The 22008-nt window shown below is 63.6% G+C and carries 13 protein-coding genes, 1 tRNA gene and 3 pseudogenes; 8 read left to right on the top strand and 9 right to left on the bottom strand.

Annotated elements, in window-relative coordinates; translation table 11 throughout:
* Nucleotide 1: 1 nt before the first annotated feature.
* Entirely contained in the window at nucleotides 2-292 is a 291-nt protein-coding gene (locus ACIU1A_RS22945; protein ID WP_404925359.1) for a hypothetical protein, read from the bottom strand.
* 190 nt (nucleotides 293-482) lie between these two features.
* On the opposite strand from ACIU1A_RS22945, the gene ACIU1A_RS22940 reads away from it, so the two are divergent.
* Nucleotides 483-815 carry a hypothetical protein gene (locus ACIU1A_RS22940; RefSeq protein ID WP_404925358.1) on the top strand — a complete coding sequence of 111 codons (333 nt, stop codon included), beginning with the start codon at nucleotides 483-485 and terminating at the stop codon, nucleotides 813-815.
* 953 nt (nucleotides 816-1768) lie between these two features.
* Here the strand turns inward: ACIU1A_RS22940 and ACIU1A_RS22935 are convergent.
* Together ACIU1A_RS22935 and cpdR are read right to left on the bottom strand one after the other, a co-directional pair.
* Nucleotides 1769-1843, bottom strand: a tRNA-Val gene (locus tag ACIU1A_RS22935).
* 116 nt (nucleotides 1844-1959) lie between these two features.
* The gene (cpdR, locus tag ACIU1A_RS22930; RefSeq protein ID WP_006199474.1) at nucleotides 1960-2322 is read right to left on the bottom strand and encodes a cell cycle two-component system response regulator CpdR; all 363 of its coding nucleotides are present in this window, start codon (nucleotides 2320-2322) and stop codon (nucleotides 1960-1962) included.
* A gap of 164 nt (nucleotides 2323-2486) precedes the next feature.
* Between cpdR and ACIU1A_RS22925 the strand changes: the two are divergent.
* Together ACIU1A_RS22925 and hisN are read left to right on the top strand one after the other, a co-directional pair.
* Nucleotides 2487-3427 (top strand): annotated as a pseudogene (locus ACIU1A_RS22925) (N-formylglutamate amidohydrolase).
* A gap of 380 nt (nucleotides 3428-3807) precedes the next feature.
* Complete coding sequence (hisN, locus tag ACIU1A_RS22920) at nucleotides 3808-4581, top strand: histidinol-phosphatase (protein ID WP_140513691.1); 774 nt, start codon at nucleotides 3808-3810, stop codon at nucleotides 4579-4581.
* A gap of 24 nt (nucleotides 4582-4605) precedes the next feature.
* On the opposite strand, the gene ACIU1A_RS22915 is transcribed toward hisN, so the two are convergent.
* Complete coding sequence (locus ACIU1A_RS22915) at nucleotides 4606-5049, bottom strand: hypothetical protein (RefSeq protein WP_404925357.1); 444 nt, start codon at nucleotides 5047-5049, stop codon at nucleotides 4606-4608.
* Between the two features lie 283 nt (nucleotides 5050-5332).
* Nucleotides 5333-6355: an alpha/beta fold hydrolase gene (locus tag ACIU1A_RS22910; RefSeq protein ID WP_404925356.1), complete on the bottom strand. Its 1023-nt coding sequence runs from the start codon at nucleotides 6353-6355 to the stop codon at nucleotides 5333-5335.
* Nucleotides 6356-6797: 442 nt separating this feature from the next.
* Here ACIU1A_RS22910 and ACIU1A_RS22905 point away from each other — a divergent pair, with 442 nt between their 5' ends.
* Complete coding sequence (locus ACIU1A_RS22905; RefSeq protein ID WP_140496288.1) at nucleotides 6798-7265, top strand: Hsp20 family protein; 468 nt, start codon at nucleotides 6798-6800, stop codon at nucleotides 7263-7265.
* Between the two features lie 73 nt (nucleotides 7266-7338).
* On the opposite strand, the gene ACIU1A_RS22900 is transcribed toward ACIU1A_RS22905, so the two are convergent.
* The gene (locus ACIU1A_RS22900) at nucleotides 7339-8391 is read right to left on the bottom strand and encodes a low specificity L-threonine aldolase (protein ID WP_140513688.1); all 1053 of its coding nucleotides are present in this window, start codon (nucleotides 8389-8391) and stop codon (nucleotides 7339-7341) included.
* 473 nt (nucleotides 8392-8864) lie between these two features.
* Here ACIU1A_RS22900 and gltB point away from each other — a divergent pair, with 473 nt between their 5' ends.
* Together gltB and ACIU1A_RS22890 are read left to right on the top strand one after the other, a co-directional pair.
* Nucleotides 8865-13589: a glutamate synthase large subunit gene (gene gltB / locus ACIU1A_RS22895; protein WP_404925355.1), complete on the top strand. Its 4725-nt coding sequence runs from the start codon at nucleotides 8865-8867 to the stop codon at nucleotides 13587-13589.
* Nucleotides 13590-13731: 142 nt separating this feature from the next.
* Nucleotides 13732-15186 (top strand): glutamate synthase subunit beta, encoded by a 1455-nt coding sequence (locus ACIU1A_RS22890; RefSeq protein WP_140496285.1) that lies wholly within the window; start codon nucleotides 13732-13734, stop codon nucleotides 15184-15186.
* 157 nt (nucleotides 15187-15343) lie between these two features.
* On the opposite strand, the gene ACIU1A_RS22885 is transcribed toward ACIU1A_RS22890, so the two are convergent.
* Together ACIU1A_RS22885 and ACIU1A_RS22880 are read right to left on the bottom strand one after the other, a co-directional pair.
* Complete coding sequence (locus ACIU1A_RS22885) at nucleotides 15344-16573, bottom strand: DUF459 domain-containing protein (protein ID WP_140560304.1); 1230 nt, start codon at nucleotides 16571-16573, stop codon at nucleotides 15344-15346.
* Between the two features lie 27 nt (nucleotides 16574-16600).
* A pseudogene (locus tag ACIU1A_RS22880) lies at nucleotides 16601-17823 on the bottom strand (lytic murein transglycosylase).
* 201 nt (nucleotides 17824-18024) lie between these two features.
* On the opposite strand from ACIU1A_RS22880, the gene galU reads away from it, so the two are divergent.
* A complete protein-coding gene (galU, locus tag ACIU1A_RS22875; RefSeq protein WP_181168598.1) occupies nucleotides 18025-18939 on the top strand; it encodes a UTP--glucose-1-phosphate uridylyltransferase GalU in 915 nt (304 codons plus the stop codon).
* A gap of 56 nt (nucleotides 18940-18995) precedes the next feature.
* Here the strand turns inward: galU and ACIU1A_RS22870 are convergent, their stop codons facing one another.
* Complete coding sequence (locus tag ACIU1A_RS22870) at nucleotides 18996-20777, bottom strand: outer membrane beta-barrel protein (RefSeq protein ID WP_404925354.1); 1782 nt, start codon at nucleotides 20775-20777, stop codon at nucleotides 18996-18998.
* Nucleotides 20778-21004: 227 nt separating this feature from the next.
* Between ACIU1A_RS22870 and ACIU1A_RS22865 the strand changes: the two are divergent.
* Nucleotides 21005-22005: pseudogene (locus ACIU1A_RS22865) on the top strand (SIS domain-containing protein).
* Nucleotides 22006-22008: the final 3 nt, after the last annotated feature.

The raw sequence follows: 22008 nt of genomic DNA, 5'->3' as shown, positions 1-22008 counted from the left end.
GTCAGCAACCTTCCGTCGTCATTTCCATCTGGCCAGGGGCCGCGGACTTGGCGCTGGTATCCTGCTGACCGGGAGCTGACTCCTTGGCGCTGCCTGTCTGTTGGCCCGGTGCGCAATCCTTGGCGGAGTTGGAGTTGGTCGACTTGGTCGTGGTCGAGTCCGTGTTCTGATCCGTCGGCATCGTTGTCGTCGTGGAGGAGGAGCCGCTCGACGTCGTATTGGTCGATTGCGCCAGGGCAAGGCCGCCGGAAAGAATCATTACGACGGAAGCGAGAAGAAGTCGTTTCATCATTCACTCCTGGTGAGTATCCCTTCGGCCGCATAACAAGGGAGTCGGCGAACGCTTCCGTGGAGTATCTGGCGCCGTCGCCGTGGCATCAACGTGCCGGTTGTGGTGCGTCGATGACGACATACGGCCCGGCCCGGAACAAAGAAAAGCGCCGTTAGTTTCACCCGCAGGGCACTCAAACAGAAGGACGAGCATGATGAAAATGGCTTTAGTAATCGCGCTTGCGGTGTCGTTTTCTGCGGGCTCTGCAATCGCGGCATGTCCGGACAAGTCGGCTGCCAACACGGGCGCCGACACCCAACAGACCGCCGGTATTTCGAAAGATGGTACCCACGCGCCCTTGGAAACTCCGAAGGCCAAGGATAGTGCCGGCAAACCGGCCGCCAAGGATGGCAGCACAATGCCGTTGGCGGGGGCGGAAGGCGGCGGTGACAAGAATCTCGCAACATCGCAGCAGGATATCGAGGCGCAGCAGCATGGCGGCAAGACCGCGGCGGCAAAGGCCGACGACAACTGCAATGACTGACGACGGAACAGGGCCGGAGCGGTTGTTGGCTCCGGCCTTTTCATCAAGTCTACAGAAGGTCGCGCATCGCGCTCGATCCCGCGTCAAGACAACACCCATGAACAAGCCGTAGCCCCGGCCGAAGCCAGCGGCTTGGTTCTAGGTGCCGCTTTGTGGGCCCGCACCACTGGCGGGGCGATGCGGGCCCGACCAAGGTTCGGAACCTCGGCCGGCAGCGTGTGGGAACGCTGCCGCCACGGAAATCAGCCACCGAATATCAGGTTCCGCTTATATGACAAAAAGCCTTTGTTGCCCAGCGAGACGAAACCGCCTCCGGCAAGTTCGAAGAGCCGGCCGGCCGGAGCCAGCGGGGCCTTCGACGGACCGCGAGTGTTTGCCTTCAGCAGGTAGAGCTATGCCTTGGACGAGGCGGCCTCAGAGTTCCGCGTCGTTCGATGGCCGAAGGGGAAGAGGGAGCCAAACGAAGAGCACTCCTCCGCGGCCAGGGCTATGATCATTTCATCGATTCTCTCAACCGTTTCTCTGCTCACGTGATCATCGCCATGAAGGCACTGACGCGCGCGCTTCAGGTGTCGTCGTGCGGCCTCGAAATCGCTGCCCATCCGTTCCTCCCGCTTAGAGAGACTCCAGATTTGAACAGTTCACTCCTTTAAGAAAGTCACCCGAAAGAGCGATTCGGTCGGCAATTGGAGGTAGATGCCCAAAACGCAGAAACCCCGGGAGCGCAGACGGGGCTATTGAGCCGACGGAGGGCGGAGGGAAGCGTGCCGGCTAACTTCTCACGGCGCTGGTTGTTCCGTTCGGCTTTTTCTTGACCCCGCCATATCGGGCGTAACACACAAGCTGTCACGGATCGGCCGCATCGGAATACTCAAGGGCACCATTCAGGAGCTCAGTGGGCGTTTTGTGCCGTTCTGTGCCAATCGGCCCAAGAAGCTAAGTCTTTGAAAGGATGGTGGGCGTGACAGGGATTGAACCTGTGACCCCTGCAATGTCAATGCAGTGCTCTCCCGCTGAGCTACACGCCCATCCGAAGCCGCGCATACACCATTTTTGATCCGGCGCGTCAATAGCAGGAAAGGGGAAAGAAGGCTCCGTTTTGCCGCACCGGCCGATAGTCGCCGATGCCTTGGGCAAAAACGGCTCAGGCCGCCTGCAGCATCTTCTCGACCTCGTTGACGAGGTCGCGCAGATGGAACGGCTTCGACAGCACCTTGGCGTCTTTCGGCGCCTTGGAATCCGGGTTCAGCGCAACGGCGGCGAAACCGGTGATGAACATGACCTTGAGGTCGGGATCGATCTCGGTGGCGCGGCGGGCCAGCTCGATGCCATCCATCTCCGGCATGACGATATCGGTCAAAAGCAGCGAGAACGGTTCCTCGCGCAGCCGCTCATAGGCACTGGCGCCGTTGTCGAAGTCGCTGACCTGGTACCCGGCGCGCTCCAGCGCCTTGACGAGGAAGCGACGCATATCGTCGTCGTCTTCCGCCAGAAGAATGCGTGCCATGATATCCCGTCCGAATTACCCGCCCGGACTCTGCCGAAAGGCAGGGCCGTTAACCATCCTGTATATGAGGAGGCGAGGGTAAACATCAAGTGAACGAGGCGCAGCATAATCCGCATTCGGAAAGGCGGTGCCGGCGCTGAAATGCTGGACATGCGGCCCTCAAGGTGGCACTTTCATCCTATGATGCATTGGTGTTTTCGGGTTCGTTCAAATTGAAGACGGCAGCCGAGGATTTTTCGGTCGTCCCCCCTTCGAAATCCGGTCGGGCGCCGAGCAGCGCGTCCCCTTCCTCTTCAACTCACCCCACAGCGGGCGACATTATCCGGAGCGCTTCCTCGCCATGGCGAGGCTGGACCGCAACGCCATTCGCCGGTCCGAGGACTGCTATGTCGACGAGCTGTTCGGCGGCGCGGTGGCGCTTGGCGCGCCGATGCTCGCGGCAAATTTCCCGCGTGCCTATCTCGACGTCAACCGCGAGCCGTGGGAACTCGATCCGCGCATGTTCGCCGAGCCGGTGCCGTCCTTCTGCAACATCCGTTCCGCGCGCGTGGCCGGCGGGCTCGGCACCGTTCCGAAGCTGGTCGGTGAAGGCCTCGACATCTACTCCGGCCGCCTTCCGCTGGCCGAAGCGGTCGCCCGCATCGAGGCGGTCTACAAACCCTATCATGAGACGCTGAAACGGCTGTTGACGCGAACCCACGCGCGTTTCGGCTTTGCCGTGCTGATCGACTGTCACTCGATGCCGGCGAGCATCCGCGTCGGAGATAGCGGCCTGCGGCCCGATTTCATCATCGGCGACCGCTTCGGCATCTCAGCCACCGCGGCATTGACAGAGACCGCGATCGGCCTGCTCAACGCCATGGGCTATACCGTCGCCCACAACAAGCCCTATGCCGGCGGCTTCATCACCGAACACTACGGTCGCCCGGCGCGCCATCTCCATGCGCTGCAGATCGAGGTCAATCGCGGGCTCTACATGAACGAGCGCACATTCGAGAAAGCGGCCGGTTTCGATGCGCTGGCCGACGACCTGGCGCGATTTTCGGCCGACCTGATGGCCATGCCCGACCACCATTTCATGGATCTGCCGCTGGCCGCGGAGTGAACAGAGCCTGGTTTCATTATTCGGCGCCATTCCCCAGCCGCATAATCTCGGGCGACATGGATCGGGATTGGCGGGGATTCGAATTGACGGCGAAAAAAAGACCGCATCGTTCGCACGATACGGTCGAAGTCTAGGGAGGAAACGCCCAAGGAGGGCATGGACAGGAAACCCTGTCCGAGATCAAGGGTATGGTGCGCTGCACAAATGTCAAGCGACCTGCCGGCTTTTTAATTCAGAGTGATGTGGAAATTGCGCTTCAGTGGCGCCGGCGTGTTATTCTGGCAACAGTCGGCGCGGCGAAAAATCCTGGAACACCCTTGTCTTGGCGCGGAACTGGCGGCACACGTGGGCTCGGCCATGCTGCAATGCGGGAGAATCAGTTGGACATCAGCATCGATTTCATGCGCCGCATCGCGCAGGCGGCGGCCGCGGAAACCTTGCCGCGCTTCCGCAGCCAGGGTGCGGTCGCCAACAAGGAAAAGGGCAGCTTCGATCCGGTCACCGAAGCCGATCGCGAAGCCGAGCGTGCCATCCGGGCGCTGATCTCGGCGCAATATCCGGACCATGGCATTCTCGGCGAGGAACATGGAAGCGAGAACATTTCCAGCAGGCATGTCTGGGTAATCGATCCGATCGACGGCACGCGCGCCTTCATCTCCGGCCTGCCGGTGTGGGGGACGCTGGTCGGATTGACGGTGGAGGGCGATGCCGTTGCCGGATTGATGTCGCAGCCCTTCACCGGCGAGCTCTTCTACGCCAACGCCTCCGGCTCCCATTATGAGGGGCCGGGCGGGCCGCGCAAACTGGTCACACGCAAGACGACGAGCCTTGCTGAAGCAACGCTGTTCACCACGACGCCGGCGCTGTTCAAGGGCGAGGCGCGCCTGCGCTACGACCAGTTCGAGAGGCAGGTGCAACTCGCTCGCTATGGCACCGACTGCTACGCCTTCGCCATGGTCGCCGCGGGAAGCGTCGACATCGTCGCCGATCCCGGACTGAAGCCCTATGACATCGTGGCGCTGATCCCCATCATCGAGAAGGCGGGCGGCGTGGTCACTACCTTCGACGGCGGGCCGGCCGAGAATGGCGGCGACATATTGGCGGCGGCGACGCCCGAACTCCATGCGGCGGCGATGGCGGCCCTGCGCGGCTGAGCATCCGTTTCGCCGCGATGCGCTTTAGGCGTCCGAGAGACGCAGGCCCCATAGAATGAGCGCGAAAGCGATGAGGCCGGTCGGCGCGGACGAATAGGCGATGGCTTTGATCGCGTACTCCTGAAAGGCGCTTCCATGCGCGGCTCCTGCCGCCAGCGGCATCGTCTCGTTGCCGGCTCCCCAGAGGCTGGCCATCACATAGGCTGCCAGGATGGCCAAGGCTGAATAGATCAGGAACCAGAACGCAATCCGCGACATCGCGACGCCGAGATTGAGCCTGGACCAGACGAGATCCAAAACCAGCAGCAGGACGCCTTGCAAGGCACCGAGCGTGTGAACCGACAATCCGAGCCGCGGTGCGGCGAGGTATGGGATGGCGAACCCTTCGACTGACGAAAACAGCAGGAGGGCGATGCCGAGCTGAAGCAGGCGATGCCCCTGGCGTGGCAGCGTGTCCGATGCGTTCATGGCCGCTCCTCCCGATCCGTCGACTGACCTCTGCGGACGGTAACTAGCGCTCGGGCCCCGAACGGGAACTGGCGTCAAGTTGCCTCCGGTTGAGCAGGAGGCAGGCGTAGCCGTCAGAATTGCCGAGGCGTCGGCGCGATCATCGTCCGACATTGATCGCGCAAGACGCGGGCGCTGGGAACGGGCGTTGTCAGCGGATAGCGAGCGACCTGGGGACCAACCGGATCGTGGAGTTTTCGCCAAGCATGAGCCGGAACCGGCGCCGGCTCGGCAATACGCGCCCTCAGGCCGTCGGGTCGTCGCTGCCGGGAATGAAAGCGTCGAAGGCGGCGAGGAATTGCTCGCGGTAGATGTCGGCCTCCTGCAGGATCTCGTGACGCGCGCCGTCGATCATGAGCAGCGAGCCGAGGCGCAGACGCCTGGCATAGGCTTCCACGGCCTTGGTCGAGACGACCTGATCGGCACCAGCGGCGATGACCAGCAGGGGGACCCGGATGCGGGCCATGAATTCGGGATCGCTTACCGCTTCCGCGGCTTCGGCAGCCGCTCTCAGCCAGCGGATCGTCGGGCCGCCAAGCGCCAGTTGCGGGTGATCCTCGTAGATCTTGGTGTTGCGGCGGTAGCGTTCCGGATCCGTCGTTACCTTGTTGGTGTCGAAGGGAGCGGTAACCTTCGGCCGCGGCCCCCAGGCGGCGTAAAGCCGGCCAAGGCCCAGGGCACAAAACAGCGAACAGACGCGGCGGACCGTCCGGATCGAGACGGGCAGGTCGGGCAAGGTGAAGAACGGCGCGATCAGCACCATGCGCCGCACGCGGTTGACCATGGAGGGCGAAGCAAGCAGCGTGATCACGGCGCCGGCCGAATGGGCAAGGATGTAGTACGGCCCGCGACAATCCGGCAGCACGATCTCCTCGAAGAACTGTTCAAGATCGGCCGTGTGGTCGCGGAAGGACTTGATATAGCCGCGCTGGCGATCGCGGATCAGCCGGTCGGAGCCGCCTTGGCCGCGCCAGTCCAGCGTGGCGACGCCAAAACCGCGCGCCGCAAGATCGCGGATGGTTTCGAAATATTTCTCGATGCACTCGTTGCGGCCGGACAGCAGCACCACGGTGCCCTTCATCGGGCGGGCGACCGCGGCGAACAGGCCATAGCGTATCTTCTTGCCGTCGCGTGCCGTGAAAAAGCCGCCGGTGGCGTTTTCCGGTCGCGGGTTGCCCTCAGTTTCATGAAAAAGGGGGGGTCGGGAAAGGGGGGCGTTTCGTGGAGGAGATCCGTCATTCGGCGCTTCGTGCTCGGCGTCTCGCATGGCTGCCTGTCATGGCCGGCCTCGCCAAGGTTGATAGCCGTCCATGGGCCAAAAGCAAAGGAATTCCGGGAGGCATCGGATCGGCAGCAGGGAAGGCCGGAAGCCGCTATGAGCGTGCTTCCGGCCCCTGTCGATCCGGGAGGAAGGGACGTTGCACCCGGTTCGGCCTCGTCGCGGCGCCCGGTCCATGCAAATCCGGCGCCGCTTGTCCTTGATGTCGAGAGCAGTCTAGCGGCGGCTGTCTGAACGCGCGCAAAAGCGCCGGTTCATCTGCCGTTCATCCTCGATTTTTGCCGGGAGGCAAAATCTTGAAATGGCTTTGCCCGCTCCCCAAATGTGGGTTGCGGCCGCCAATGTCGGGGCCGCTGGTCAAACCGGAACGCCGCTCACGGGTTTCGCAAGGGCCAAACGCAAACCTTGTTGCTCAACAGGAGAACACACCATGCGTCACGTTGATTTTTCCCCGCTCTATCGCTCGACCGTCGGCTTCGACCGTCTCTTCACCATGCTTGATTCGCTTGCGCAGCCCGACGGCGCGCAGACTTATCCGCCCTACAATATCGAGCGCACCGGTGAGGATGCCTACCGAATCTCGATGGCTGTCGCCGGCTTCTCGGACGAGGAGATCTCGATCGAGGCCCACCGCAATGTGCTGACCGTGAAAGGCGAGCGCAAGGATGAGGGCACCGGCGAGGGTTCCGAACTGCTCTATCGCGGCATTGCCTCCAGGGCCTTCGAGCGCCGCTTCCAGCTTGCCGACCACGTCGAGGTCGTGGGCGCCACGCTGAAGAACGGCCTGCTCTTCGTCGACCTGAAGCGCAACATCCCCGAGGAACTGAAGCCGCGCAAGATCGCGATCACTTCGGCTCCGGCCAAGGCCAAGCAGATCGAGGCCAAGACCGCTGCGTAATCCCTAAGTCTCCTCCCGAGACGGAAGCGGCGCCGAAAGGCGCCGCTTCTTTTTTATTTGCCGGGAACAGCAATTACCCGGCGATCAACTGGCCAAAGCGGTCGACTTCCTCTGACGTCGTCGCAAAACTGGTGACGAAGCGATAGAGCAATTCGTCCTCGCCGATATGGCCTTCGAAGCCATGCGGCTTGTGCCAGTCGTAGAAAACAGCACCCGCCGCCTGCAGCCTGTCGGCTTCAGCCTTTTTCATCACCGCGAAAACCTCGTTCGCTTGCGGCAGCCAAGCCAGTTTCGCCGTCTGGGAATCCTCGATCGCCGCGGCAAGACGGGCAGCCATGGCATTGGCGTGCCTGGCGGTGTCGAGCCACAGGCCGTCGCGGAAATAAGCCTCGAACTGTGCCGCGATAAAGCGCGATTTGGAAAACAGCTGGGCTGCGCGCTTGCGCAGGAAGGCCAATTCCCGGGCACGCTCGAGATCGAACAGCACGATCGCCTCGGCGCACCAGCAGCCGTTCTTGGTGCCGCCGAAAGACAGTATGTCGACGCCACTTTTCCAGGTCATTTCGGCGGGCGTCGTGTCGAGCGCGACCAGTGCATTGGCAAAGCGGGCGCCGTCCATATGCAATGGCACGGAATGTTGCCGCGCGATGGCCGAGATCGCGGCGATGTCATGCAGGCCGTAGACCGTGCCGACCTCCGTCGACTGGGTGATCGAGACCGCCATCGGCCGGCCCCAATGGACCACCTCGCCGGCGAAACGGCCGATCGCCGTTTCCAGATTGTGCGGATCGATCCGGCCCAGCGCGCCATCGACGGCATGCAGCCGCGAGCCGCCAGAGAAATATTCCGGTGCGCCGCACTCATCTTCGATGACATGCGATTCGCGATGAGCGAAGGAAATGCCGCCGGGCTTGTTGTAGGCGGTCAGCGCCAGCGAATTGGCGGCGGTGCCGGTGGCCACGAAGAACACCGCAACCTCGCGTTCGAAGATTTCGCTGAAGCGCTGGCAGACGGCCTGGTCGAGCGCGCCATCGCCATAGGCAGTGGAAAAGCCGCCGGCGTGGGCCGAGAGACCGGAGGCGATGTTGGGGTGGGCGCCTGCCCAATTGTCGGAAGCGAAGAACATGCATCTGCCTGTGCTGGGAAAATCGCTGCAACCTTGACCGGTTTCATGGCTGGCTCGCAAGGGCCAGACGCCAGAAAACGGGTAAAGCCAGCGAACTGCCGAAAACCGGCAGGGACGGAAGCTTGCGTTTAGCGGGTATTTCACGAAACTTTGTGTCGCGGAACGCCGAAGTTTTTTGTGAATCGGTCTTGTATGCGCCCGGCTTTTCTGCCATAAAAATTTAGGACAGTAGTGCTGTCTTATTTTGTCGCGCAAAACAGGCTGGATTGGCGTATTCTAAGCCTCTCCGGCTTTTGCCGCGAGCGACAGGTGGACGGCCGTGCTCTGGCCTGTACGATACCGGATGCGAACCGCGCGGCGAGCCGCATGGTTCGGCAAGGATTTCGCAAGACGTGCCGTAAGGATGAAGGGGAAGCAATGCGCTTCCCGAGGCAAACCAGCGCCCGCAAGGACGCGGAATGGAGGACAGGACGATGACGGAATTGACGCACGCTGCGACGAACGGCAAGGCCGCGCAGACGAAAGCGGCAGCCGTCAAAACCCTGGCCAATACCCGCCGCACCGGTTTGACCGCCCAGGGCCTTTACGATCCCCGCAACGAGCACGATGCCTGCGGTGTCGGCTTCATCGTCAACATGAAGGGCGCGAAGTCGCACACGATCGTCGAGGACGGGCTTTCCATGCTCGAAAACCTGACGCATCGCGGCGCCGTCGGCGCCGATCCGCTGATGGGCGACGGCGCGGGCGTGCTGGTGCAGATTCCCGACGGCTTCTTCCGCGAGGAGATGGCCGCGCAGGGCGTCGAGCTGCCGCCGGCGGGGCAGTATGGCGTCGGCCATTGGTTCATGCCGCAGGATGCCGCGCTGCGCGCCCATGTCGAGGACATCATCGCCGAATCGGCGCAGTCCGAGGGGCTGCCGCTGCTCGGCTTCCGTGACGTGCCGGTCGACAATTCGTCGCTCTCCAAGGCCCCGGATATCGTGGCATCCGAGCCGTTCCACCGGCAGGTCTTCATCGGACGCACGGCCGACATTCCCGACGACGAGGAGTACGAGGCCAGGCTCTATCTGCTGCGCAAGGTCATATCGGGCCGCATCTACGCCGAGAACGACAACAAGGACATCGGCGCCTACTGCGTGTCGCTGTCGGCGCGCACCATCGTCTACAAGGGCATGTTCCTGGCCTATCAGGTCGGAGCCTATTACAAGGACCTGTCCGATCCGCGCTTCGAAACGGCGCTGATCCTGGTCCACCAGCGCTTCTCCACCAACACCTTCCCCTCGTGGAAGCTGGCGCATCCCTATCGCATGGTCGCGCACAATGGCGAGATCAACACCGTGCGCGGCAACAACAACTGGATGGCGGCGCGCCAGGCGTCGGTGGATTCGGAGCTGTTCGGCAACAACATCTCCAAGCTCTGGCCGATCTCCTATGAGGGCCAGTCCGACACCGCATGTTTCGACAATGCGCTCGAGTTCCTGTTCCAGGGCGGATACAGCCTCAGCCACGCCATGATGATGCTGATCCCGGAAGCCTGGGCCGGCAACAAGCTCATGGACGCCGACCGCAAGGCTTTCTACGAATATCACGCGGCGCTGATGGAGCCGTGGGACGGGCCCGCCGCAGTCGCCTTCACCGACGGGCGCCAGATCGGCGCCACGCTCGACCGCAACGGCTTGCGGCCAGCGCGCTACATCGTCACCGACGACGACCGGGTCATCATGGCGTCGGAGGCCGGCGCGCTGCCTGTGCCGGAGGGAAAGATCGTCCAGAAGTGGCGGCTGCAGCCCGGCCGCATGCTCTTGATCGATCTTGCCAAGGGCCGCATCGTTTCCGACGAGGAGATCAAGTCGGAGATCGCCACCAGGCATCCCTACAAGACCTGGCTCGCCAATACGCAGCTCATCCTGGAGGACCTGAAGCCGGTCGAGCCGCGCGCGCTGCGCAAGGATGTCAGCCTGCTCGACCGCCAGCAGGCGTTCGGCTACACCCAGGAAGACACCAAGCTCTTGATGTCGCCGATGGCCACCACAGGCCAGGAAGCCGTCGGTTCGATGGGCACCGACACGCCGATCTCGGCAATGTCGGACAGATCGAAGCTGCTCTACACCTATTTCAAGCAGAACTTCGCCCAGGTCACCAATCCGCCGATCGACCCGATCCGCGAGGAACTGGTGATGAGCCTGGTGTCCTTCATCGGCCCGCGGCCCAACATATTCGACCTGGTCGGCAGTTCGCGCCGCAAGCGGCTGGAAGTGCGCCAGCCGATCCTGACGAATGGCGATCTCGAAAAGATCCGCTCCATCGGCCACACCGAGGATCGGTTCGACACCAAGACGATCGACATCACCTATGCCTCGATCGAGGGCGCGGCCGGCATGCAGGGCGCCATCGATCGGCTGTGCGAGCGGGCGGAAGCGGCGGTCGCCGGCGGCTACAACATCATCATCCTGTCCGACCGCCAGCTCGGGCCGGACCGCATCGCCATTCCCGCGCTTCTGGCCACGGCCGCGGTGCATCATCATCTGATCCGCAAGGGGCTGCGTACTTCGGTCGGGCTCGTCGTGGAATCCGGCGAGCCGCGCGAAGTGCATCATTTCTGCTGCCTCGCCGGTTACGGCGCCGAAGCGATCAATCCCTATCTCGCCTTCGACACGCTGCTCGACATGCACAAGCGCGGCGAACTGCCTGAAGAGGTCGACGCCTACGAAGTCGTGTCGCGCTACATCAAGTCGATCGGCAAGGGCATCCTCAAGGTGATGTCGAAGATGGGCATCTCGACCTACCAGTCCTATTGTGGCGCGCAGATCTTCGACGCGATCGGGCTGAAGACCGATTTCGTGGAGAAGTATTTCACCGGCACCGCCACGCTGATCGAAGGCGTCGGGCTGGACGAGATCGCCGAGGAGACGTTCAGGCGTCATACGGATGGTTTCGGCAACGATCCGGTGCTGCGCAACAGCCTGGATGTCGGCGGCGAATATCTGTTCCGCATGCGCGGCGAGGCGCATATGTGGTCGCCCGACGCGGTCGCCACCTTGCAGCACGCCGTGCGCCAGGGTTCTTGGGAGACCTTCAAGGAGTATTCCGCGCAGATCGACAGCGAGACGGCGCGCGCGCAGACCATTCGTGGCCTGTTCAAGATCAAGCTGGCGGAAGATACCGGCCGCAAGAAGGTCGCGCTCGACGACGTCATGCCCGCGGCCGAGATCGTCAAGCGTTTCTCGACCGGCGCGATGTCGTTCGGCTCGATCTCCAGGGAAGCGCATACGACGCTGGCGCGCGCCATGAACGCCATCGGCGGCAAGTCGAACACTGGCGAGGGCGGCGAGGAGGCAGACCGCTATCTGCCGCTGCCCGGCGGCGGCAAGAACCCCGAACGTTCGGCGATCAAGCAGATCGCTTCCGGACGGTTCGGCGTGACGGCCGAATATCTCGTCAACTCCGACGTCATGCAGATCAAGGTGGCGCAAGGCGCCAAGCCCGGCGAGGGCGGCCAGTTGCCCGGCCACAAGGTCGACGCCACCATCGCCAAGGTCCGGCACTCGACGCCCGGCGTCGGCCTGATCTCGCCGCCGCCGCATCACGACATCTATTCGATCGAGGATCTGGCGCAGCTGATCTACGATCTGAAGAACGTCAACCCGGCGGCCGACATTTCGGTCAAGCTGGTGTCGGAGGTCGGGGTCGGCACGGTCGCGGCGGGCGTCGCCAAGGCGCGCGCCGACCACATCACCATCTCGGGTTACGATGGCGGCACGGGTGCCTCGCCGCTGACATCGCTCAAGCATGCCGGCAGCCCGTGGGAGATGGGCCTTGCCGAGACGCACCAGACGCTGGTGCTCAACGGTCTCAGGTCGCGCGTGGCGCTGCAGGTCGATGGCGGATTGCGCACGGGCCGCGACGTCATCATCGGCGCGCTGCTCGGCGCCGACGAGTTCGGCTTCTCGACCGCGCCGCTGATCGCGGCCGGCTGCATCATGATGCGCAAATGCCATCTCAACACCTGCCCGGTCGGCGTGGCGACGCAGGATCCGGTGCTGCGCAAGCGCTTCAAGGGCACGCCCGAGCACGTCATCAACTTCTTCTTCTATGTCGCCGAAGAGGTGCGCGGGCTGCTTGCCGAAATGGGCTTCACCCATATCGACCAGATCATCGGCGACGCCGATCTCCTGGAAAAGCGCGACGTGATCCAGCATTGGAAGGCGCGCGGGCTCGACTTCTCGAAGATGTTCTACAAGCCCGATGCGCCACATGAGGCGGTGCACTGGACCGAGCGGCAGAAGCACCCGATCGACGACGTGCTCGACCGCAAGCTGATCGAGCTGGCCAAGCCGGCACTGGAGGCCAAGCAGCCGGTCAAGATCGAGGTCGACATCCGCAATGTCGATCGTTCGGCGGGCGCCATGCTGTCGGGCGAGGTGGCCAAGCGCTTCAGGCACAAGGGCCTGCGCGAGGATACGATCCAGGTGAAGCTGACCGGCACCGCCGGCCAGTCCTTCGGCGCCTTCCTGGCGCGCGGCATCTCCTTCGAGCTGGTCGGCGCCGGCAACGACTATGTCGGCAAGGGCCTGTCGGGCGGCCGCATCGTCATCCGGCCGCCGGATGAAGCCAAGATCGTCGCGGCCGAGTCCATCATCGTCGGGAACACGGTGCTCTATGGCGCTACCGAAGGCGAGGCCTATTTCGCCGGTGTCGCCGGCGAGCGCTTCGCGGTGCGCAACTCGGGCGTCGTCACCGTCGTCGAGGGCGTCGGCGACCATGGCTGCGAATACATGACCGGCGGCATCGTCGTCGTCATCGGCAAGACCGGCCGCAACTTCGCCGCCGGCATGTCGGGCGGCGTTGCCTATGTGCTGGACGAGGCGGGCGATTTCGCCGAGCGCTGCAACATGGCCATGGTCGAGCTGGAGCCGGTGCCGGAAGAAGACGACCTGATGGAAAAGCTGCTGCACCATGGCGGCGACCTCGACCACAAGGGCCGCGTCGACGTCTCGGGTGACATGACCAGCCATGACGAGGAGCGGCTCTACCAGCTGATCTCGAACCACGTGCACTATACGGGTTCGGTGCGCGGCCGCGAGATCCTCGACAATTGGGCGGGGTTCCGGCCGAAATTCCGCAAGATCATGCCGGTCGAATACCGCCGCGCGCTGATCGAGATGGAACGCATGCGCATGAGCGTGGCGGCCGAATAGATCTTCGCAAAGGCCGGGAAGCCCAGGCTTCCCGGCTCCATGTCACTGATAATTTGACCTCTCGCGGAAGGTTGCCACGGCTGCCTGAAGAGGTTAACGGGTGCGGCGAAAACCGCACCATCTGGACAGCAGGAACTGGACTATGGGCAAGGTAACAGGCTTTCTCGAGATCGACCGGCAGGTGCACAAGTATCAGCCGGCCTCCGACCGCATCCGGCATTTCCGCGAGTTTACGCTGCCGATGTCGGACAAGGAAGTCGAGAAACAGGCCGCGCGCTGCATGGACTGCGGCATCCCGTTCTGTCACGGGCCGACCGGCTGCCCGATCCACAACCAGATCCCGGACTGGAACGACCTCGTCTATAACAGGGACTGGGACAATGCGATCCGCAACCTGCATTCGACCAACAATTTCCCCGAATTCACCGGCCGCATCTGCCCCGCGCCTTGCGAGGAAGCCTGCACGCTGAACCTCGAGGACATTCCGGTGGCCATCAAGACGGTCGAGCAGGCGATCGCCGACAAGGCCTACGAGACCGGCCATATCAGGCCCTATCCGCCGGAGAGGAAGACGGGCAAGCGCGTCGCCGTCATCGGCTCCGGCCCGGCCGGCATGGCCGCCGCCCAGCAGCTCGGCCGCGCCGGCCATGATGTCCATGTCTACGAGCGCGAAAGCCGGCCAGGCGGGCTGATGCGCTACGGCATTCCGGACTTCAAGATCGAGAAGCACTATATCGATCGTCGCATCGAGCAGATGCAGGGCGAAGGCGTGACCTTCCATTGCGGCGTCAATGTCGGCATCGACAAGCCCGTGGCCGAACTGCTCGCCGAGCATGACGCGGTGCTCTATTGCGGCGGATCCGAGACCCCGCGCGCGGCCAATATCCCCGGCGACGATCTCGGCGGCGTCTATGACGCGATGCCCTATCTCGTGCAGCAGAACCGGCGTGTCGGCGGCGAGCCGATCCAGTCGGTGGCGTGGCCGTCGCACCCGATCATCGCCAGCGGCCAGCATGTCGTCGTCGTCGGCGGCGGCGATACCGCTTCCGACTGCGTCGGCACCGCCTTCCGCCAAGGCGCCGTGCGCGTCACGCAGCTCGACATCCGTCCGCAGCCGCCGGAGAAGGAAGACAAGCTCGCCGTCTGGCCCTACTGGGCGACCAAGATGCGCACCTCCTCCTCGCAGGCCGAGGGCGCCGAGCGCGAATTCCAGGTGGCGACACTCGAATTCATCGGCGAGGAAGGCCAGCTGACCGGTGTCAAATGCTGCGAGGTCGACGATAAGCGCCGACCGATCGTCGGCACCGAGTTCGTCATCCGCGCCGATCTCGCCTTCATCGCCATCGGCTTTGCCGGGCCGGCCATGGCCGGCGTGGTGTCGGAGCTCGAAGGGGATATGAAGATCGTCACCGACAGCCGACGCTCCCGCAATGTCGAGGCCAATGACCGCGACTACCGGACCAGCGTCGACAGGCTCTATGCCGCGGGTGACGTGCGCCGCGGCCAGTCGCTGGTGGTCTGGGCCATCCGCGAGGGTCGCCAGGCGGCGCGTTCGATCGACGAGGCATTGATGGGTTCGAGCGTCCTGCCCCGCTGAGACCGTTTGGAAACTCTACTCCTGCGGCCATCTGAAGGCGTTTCTGCGCTTCCGGTGCTCACGTACCCCAAAGTACGCTCCGCTCCGGTTCTCGAAAACGCCATCATATGACTCGCAGCAGCGAGTTCCGAAAACGGTTTCGGGCCCCTCCGCGTTGCTAAGGAGTGATGGCCGTCGTCGTGCCAGCCCTGGCGGCCGCGGCTGCCGGATTTGTCTTCGGCGGCCAGGCGAAATCGTCGGCGCGGCCGGGCGAAGCCACCGGCGCCTTGCCCTCGACCACCAGTTTTTCGCCGGGCAGGCCCGGGTTGGCCTTCGCGGGCGGTCCGGCGCCGAGCAGTTCCGTGCCGCCGTCGAGCGCCGGATCGCTGAGCAGCATCGGCGCGGTGCGGTCAATGACGATGGGAGCGGCGGCCGGCGCCGGCGCCTCGACCGGCGCGCCGGCAGGAGCAGCAGTCGGGGCGACGCTTCCCGGCGCGGCCAGGCCCAGGACCTTCATCAGCGGCTTTTCGGTATAGAAGGCGAGCTTGCGCTTGCCGGCCTTCGACATGTTGATGCCGTCATCGGAGCGCAGCCGCACGGGCTGGCCGTTGATGTCGGGGCCACTAGTGACGAAGGCGCCGTTCTCATCGACGAATCCATCCCAGATATCGACAAATTCGCCGCCATGGCTTTCGGCCGCCTGACGGTAGATGTCGTTGAAGGCGAGCATGTCGGATGTCATCTTCGAAACCCTGAACGCCGGCATGCCGACCCACAGGAAAGGCACCTTGGCCGTGGCGATGGCCTTGCCGAACGCTTCGGTGCGGCGCTCGTATTCCTTGGTCCAGGTCTCGGAACGGGGCTGCTCGCGCACATCCCCCACCTTCATCGGCTGGCGGTCGTTGGAACCCAGCATCACGACCACGGCGGCGGGCTTTTCGGTCTCTATCAATGATTTGATCTGTTCTGGCCAATTGTAGAAATCATCGCGCACGAAGCCCGACGAGCCATTGGAGCGAACGACGATCCTGACGCCGGTATTCTCGGCAAAGGCGGTGTCTAGACCTTCGGCGAGCCCGGCCGCCATGAAATCGCCGACCACCAGGACGACCCGGGCGTCCGGCGCCTTCTCGGCGATCGGGATTTCCGGTTCCGCGGGCGGACGCGGCGCGCGCGGCTTTTTTGCCTTGGGCCTGGGCCTTGGTTTCTGGATGTCCAGCGGCGGCTCGATCCGCTCGCTGCGGCGCGGGAACAGAAGGTCACGCAATGACCAGCCGCGGCTTTGCTGCTCCTGCGCCATGGCGGGGGCATGGAAGGCGCCTGCCATGGCGACGGCGAGCACGGCGACGGCCAGGAACAGCACCAGCATGCGGGGAATGAACGTCCCGATGCGCGCAGCCCAAGCCAATCGCTCCTCCTCAGTTCATGACAGGCCCTATTTTTGCCTGAGCCATTTGAGCACTTCCATGCTCGGATAGCCGTCCTGGGTCAAGCCGACCTTTGCCTGATAGGCCATGATGGCCGACTTCGACCCGTCGCCGATCTTGCCGTCGAATTTGCCATCATAAAGGCCGTGCTGGGAAAGCCGCTTCTGCAATTCCTGCCTTTCCTCGAACGTCAGCTTGGTGAAAGGCCGTTTCCAGTCCTGTACGAGGCCGGTGGAACCGGCGATCTCGTCGGCAAGAAGGCCAACGGCAAGCGCGTATTTGTCGGCATTGTTGTAAGCCTTGATGACCGAGAAATTCCTGATCATCAGGAAGGCGGGACCGCCGCGGCCATCCGGTACTTTCAACGTCGCCTTGTCGCTGAGGTTCCTGAACGGCTTGCCGCTCGCCCTGACCACGCCGAGCGCCTGCCATTGCGCCAGCGTCCTGGAGCCTGCAGGCAGCTTGCCGGCCGGCAAGGCCACCTCGTAGCCCCAGGTCTTGCCGGCCTGCCAGCCATTCTTCTTGAGCAGATTGGCTGATGTCGCCAAGGCATCGGGAATGGAATTCCAGATGTCGCGCTTGCCGTTGCCGTCCATGTCCACCGCATAGTGCTGGTAGCTGGTCGGGATGAACTGGGTCTGGCCCATGGCGCCCGCCCAGGAGCCCATGAGGTGGCTCTCGTCGATGTCGCCGGTCTGGAGGATCTTCAGTGCGGCGACCAGTTGCGTGCGGGCATATTTCGACCGCTTCTGATCGCCATAGGCCAGGGTCGCCAGCGAGCGGACGACATTGCGCATGATGTCGTCGCGCTTGAGGATCTCGCCATAGTTGGATTCCATCGACCAGATGGCCAGCAGGACGTTGCGGTCTACGCCGAACCTCGCCTCGATCCTGTCCAGCCACGGCTTCCATTTCCTGGCCATCTGCTGGCCGACCGCGACCGACTGGTCGTGGACGCGGTTGTCGAAATAATCCCAGGCGGGTGCGGTGAATTCCGGCTGGGTTCGGGCTTTTTCCAGCACCACCGGATCGGGTTCGTCGATGCCCCTGAAGGCGCGGTCATAGACGGCGCCGGAAACGCCCCCTGCACCGCGGTGGCGCGGAAGCCGGCGACCCATTGCCGGAAGCCGGCATCGGCGAAGGCCGGCCCGGCAGGCATCAGCATGGCGAGCGAGAGGCTGGCGGCCGTCATGACGCTGGTGAAACGCTTTGCGGCATTGCGAACGGACATCTTTTCCTCCTTCTCCGTCTTGGGAAAGACCATTCATCGCCGAACCAGGTTAGGAATTGGTTTACCATAGGCCGCCCCTGGAACGAAAAGGCGTCTCAATGCTTCTACCGGTGCAAGTTTCCCTTCATTTGCCCGATAATCCTCAAATCCGGCGTGAAAATGTCGCGGCGCGGGATTGCGGAGCCGGCCTGCAAACGGATAATTGAAGGCATGAAGAGAGTTCGCAAGGCAGTTTTCCCGGTCGCAGGTCTCGGCACGCGGTTTCTCCCGGCCACCAAGGCCGTCCCCAAGGAAATGCTTACCGTCGTCGACCGGCCCGTCATCCAATACGTGGTGGACGAGGCGCGCGAGGCAGGCATCGAGCATTTCATCTTCGTCACCGGGCGCAACAAGGCGGTCATCGAGGATCACTTCGATATCCAGTTCGAGCTCTATGACACGCTCGCCCAGCGCGGCAAGGACGACCAGCTCGCCAGGCTGCAGCGGCTGCAGCCCGGGCCGGGACAGACCAGCTTCACTCGCCAGCAGGTGCCGCTCGGACTTGGCCATGCCGTCTGGTGCGCGCGCGAACTGGTCGGCGACGAGCCGTTCGCGCTGTTGTTGCCCGACATGATCATGCAGTCGGAAAAGAGCTGCATGAGGGACATGGTCGACCTCTATGCCGAGACCGGCAACAACATCATCGCGGTTCAGGAATGCGATCCCGCCGAGACCCATAAATACGGCATCGTCGGCCGGGGCGAAGCCACCCATCATGGCTTCCGCATCACCGAGATGGTGGAAAAGCCGAAGACCGGCACCGCGCCCTCCAATCTCTACATCAATGGCCGCTACATATTGCAGCCCGAGATTTTCAAAATCCTCGAAGGCCAGGAGAAGGGCGCCGGAAACGAGATCCAGCTCACGGACGCAATGCTGAAGCTGGAGAAGCAGCAGCCCTTCTACGGCTACCACTTTCAGGGCCGCACCTTCGATTGCGGATCGCCGGAAGGGTTCGTCGAGGCCAATGTGGCCTTCGCGCTCTGGCGCAACGACATGAACCAGAGCATGGCCGGCGTTATCCGCAGGCTTCTCGACGAGATGGCGCCTTCGGAGCACGTTGTGGCGGCGCTTTAAGGGAGGCGCTGTCCGGCCGATGTCTCGGATGCGGCACGCAGCTTAGCGGCCCGCGCTTACCGCTGCACCTTCAAGCCGAGATAGATGCTGTTGGCGGTGTAATCGCGGCCAGGCAGGTTGCTGGTGAGCTTCTCGGTCCTGGCGCGGGTGGTGAGGCCGGCATAGCGGTTCAGCCACCATGTCAGCCCGGCTTCGGCGCTCAGCACCCTGTCATGGCCGTCTATGCCGATATAATCGCGCCAGTCCAGGCCCAGCGCGGCATTGCCGGTCAGGTTGGCGCGGATCTGGCGTTCGGCCGTGAGGCGGCCGGAATAGAGGATGTCGCCGCTTTCACCTGCGGTGGTCGTGGGCTCGACCGTGGTCCGCCCGGTCAGACCGATCGTGGTGCCGCGTTCGGGCGACCATTTCAGGTCGGCGTCCACGGTGGCACCCGCGATCGCCCCCAGGCGGTCGTCGTCGATCGCTTCCCGCAGCCAGCCGGCCGAGAACTCGCCGGCGAGCTTCTCGCCCATGTCGAGCTCGAGGCCGGCGCGGGCACCAAGCCGCGTCGATGAACGCTCGAAGCCTTCACTGTCGAAGCGTTGATCATAGGCCCTGCGCCCGAGCTCGATTTCGGTGAAAGGCGTAAGGGCAGGGGAGATTTCGTAGCCGGTGCGCAAGGTCGCCGTATAAAGCGTGGAGTTACGATCCTTCTGCGACAGCGAGGTGTCGTCAGAAAGCTTGGCGTCGCCATAGAAGTCGTGCGAGACCGCGCCGGTCAAAGTGTATTGCGCCTTGCCGACGTCCTTTTCGATGCCGAGGCTGCCGTCGATGGTCTGGCGCAGCGGCTGCTTGCTGACGCCTGCAATGGCGTCGGGCGACGAGGCCGATTCCGGCACGGCCTCGTAACCGAGCTTGGCGACGGCGCGCTGCTCGTTGTCGAGGTCGACATTGAGCTGGCCTTCGATGCGGCCTTGCTCATTGTGAACCGGGTAGCCCGAGACGGTTTCGCGGAAGAGGCCATAACCGTCAATGGTCGCGGAGTTCTCGCGCCAGTCGGAGGCGGCGGAAAAGCGCAGTGCCGTCTCGGACAGCAGCGCCGCTTTGCCGGCACTGCTGGAATCGCCATTCGAGGTGGCGGTCAGGCCTTGTTCCAGCGTCGGCCTTATGACGAAGGAGCCCCATTTGATGCCTGGTGCGGCGAACGGGTCGTCCTCGGCTTTCTTGTTTTGCCCTTCGATGGAAGCGGTGCGTTCGGCGCCCGGATCGAGCTTCTGCCGGTCGACGCTGTCGATGGTGACGGCGCGGCGGTTGGCAGTCTCCTGGTCGGTGCCAGTATCGGTGCCAGTGGCGTCGGCATCGTCGGCCGTGCTGGCGGTGGTGGTCGCGTCGGTCGTCGCGGTGGTGTTCTTTTTCTTTGTCTTCGCCTTGTCGGCGGCCTTGTCCGCATTGGCCTGCCCGCTGGCCGATGGCCGGCGTGGCTTGGGCGGAGGCGGATTGTCGGCGCTCGCGTCGTCACCGGCCGCCGGCGGGTCGAAAATGCTGCCAGCGGGCGAGGCGGCACCGCTATCGTCAGGAGCAGCGCCGGCGCTGGCGGGCAGATAGGTGCGCGACGGCGTGTCGTCCTGACCGGCGGCATTCGCTGGCTGCTGTTGACCCTGACCGGCTATGGCGGCCAGTCTCGCTTTGCGCTGCTGGTCGGACAGGATCGCCGATTCCGAGACCTCGCCGCGCAGCTCCGTTTCCTGGGCGAAGGACAGCGTCGGTCGCGGCAGGCCGAAGATGCTGGTCGCCAGCAGCAAGGCGCAGGCAGCCTTGCTCTTTCGCCTTCTCGTCTTTTCTGACTGGGCCCCGGACATCGCCACCACTGCTTGCGCGGCGCGAGCGCGCGCCATACTTACCGAACCGTAAATGGGGATGGTTAACGGAGGGTTGAGGCGGGGGGCGATTGCTTTTCCAAGCGCTCATTGTTCCAGGCCTCGACATTCGTGACCTTGCGCTTCGTTCATTCGAACCGCTCTCCTAGACGGTCGGGGGAGGCATTTCCGTTGGACAGGCGCGGCACAAAGCGCTAATCGCATCGGCCATGGATGCGAGATCCCTCGACAAGAAGCCGTTGGACAGACAGGCCTCTATCGCTTCGGCACTAAGAACGGTGGCGACCGAACAGGCGGGAGTGGCGGCGCTGGCCGAGGCGCTCGAAAATGGGCTGGCGAAGCCCTTTGCCGAAGCGGTCGACATGATCTCGAGGATCGAAGGCCGGGTCATCGTCACCGGCGTCGGCAAAAGCGGCCATATCGGCTCGAAGATCGCCGCGACCCTGGCCTCGACCGGAACGCCGGCTTTTTCGTCCACCCCGCTGAAGCCAACCACGGCGATCTCGGCATGATCGCCAGGGACGATGCCATCATCGCCATGTCATGGTCGGGCGAAAGCAAGGAGATGATGGGCATCGTCGCCTATTCCAGGCGCTTCTCCATCCCGCTCATTGCAATCACGTCCGGTGAGACATCGGCGCTGGCGCGCGCCGCCGACGTCGTGCTTTTGCTGCCGCGTGCGCCGGAAGCCTGCCCGCACGGCCTGGCGCCGACGACATCGGCACTGCTGCAACTGGTGATGGGCGACGCACTGGCGATCGCCCTGCTTGAGGCGCGGGGTTTCACGCCCGATCATTTCCGCACCTTCCATCCCGGCGGCCAGCTCGGCGCCAACCTGATGCAGATCCGCGAGATCATGCATGTCGGCGAGAGGTTGCCGCTGGTCGTTTCGGGCACCGGCATGCAGGACGCGATCCTGGAGTTGTCGCGCAAGGGCTTCGGCTGCGTGGCGGTCACCGCCGCCGACGGCGCGCTGATCGGCATCGTCACCGATGGCGACATCAGGCGTCACATAGGCAGCAACCTGACGGCGATGACGGTCGATGAGGTGATGACGAGATCCCCCAAGACCGCCGCGCCGGACACGCTGGTGGCGACCGCGCTGCAGACGATCAACAATTCAGCCATCACCAGCCTGATGGTGGTGGAGGGCAACAAGCCTGTCGGGCTCGTCCACCTGCACGATCTCTTGCGCATCGGCGCCGCGTAGGGC

It is taken from the genome of Mesorhizobium maamorense, from assembly GCF_044998965.1.
Taxonomy (GTDB): domain Bacteria; phylum Pseudomonadota; class Alphaproteobacteria; order Rhizobiales; family Rhizobiaceae; genus Mesorhizobium.
Note: the sequence above shows the minus strand (reverse complement) of the source record. Positions and strands in the feature narration are given on the sequence as shown.

Coding starts and splice junctions, on each gene's coding strand:
- ACIU1A_RS22900 (WP_140513688.1), bottom strand. CDS start 8,391: ATGTTCTTCGCTTCCGACAATTGGGCAGGCGCCCACCCCAACATCGCC.
- ACIU1A_RS22915 (WP_404925357.1), bottom strand. CDS start 5,049: ATGAACGCATCGGACACGCTGCCACGCCAGGGGCATCGCCTGCTTCAG.
- gltB (WP_404925355.1), top strand. CDS start 8,865: ATGACGGAATTGACGCACGCTGCGACGAACGGCAAGGCCGCGCAGACG.
- ACIU1A_RS22910 (WP_404925356.1), bottom strand. CDS start 6,355: ATGCGAGACGCCGAGCACGAAGCGCCGAATGACGGATCTCCTCCACGA.
- cpdR (WP_006199474.1), bottom strand. CDS start 2,322: ATGGCACGCATTCTTCTGGCGGAAGACGACGACGATATGCGTCGCTTC.
- ACIU1A_RS22940 (WP_404925358.1), top strand. CDS start 483: ATGATGAAAATGGCTTTAGTAATCGCGCTTGCGGTGTCGTTTTCTGCG.
- ACIU1A_RS22870 (WP_404925354.1), bottom strand. CDS start 20,777: ATGTCCGGGGCCCAGTCAGAAAAGACGAGAAGGCGAAAGAGCAAGGCT.
- ACIU1A_RS22890 (WP_140496285.1), top strand. CDS start 13,732: ATGGGCAAGGTAACAGGCTTTCTCGAGATCGACCGGCAGGTGCACAAG.
- ACIU1A_RS22905 (WP_140496288.1), top strand. CDS start 6,798: ATGCGTCACGTTGATTTTTCCCCGCTCTATCGCTCGACCGTCGGCTTC.
- ACIU1A_RS22945 (WP_404925359.1), bottom strand. CDS start 292: ATGATGAAACGACTTCTTCTCGCTTCCGTCGTAATGATTCTTTCCGGC.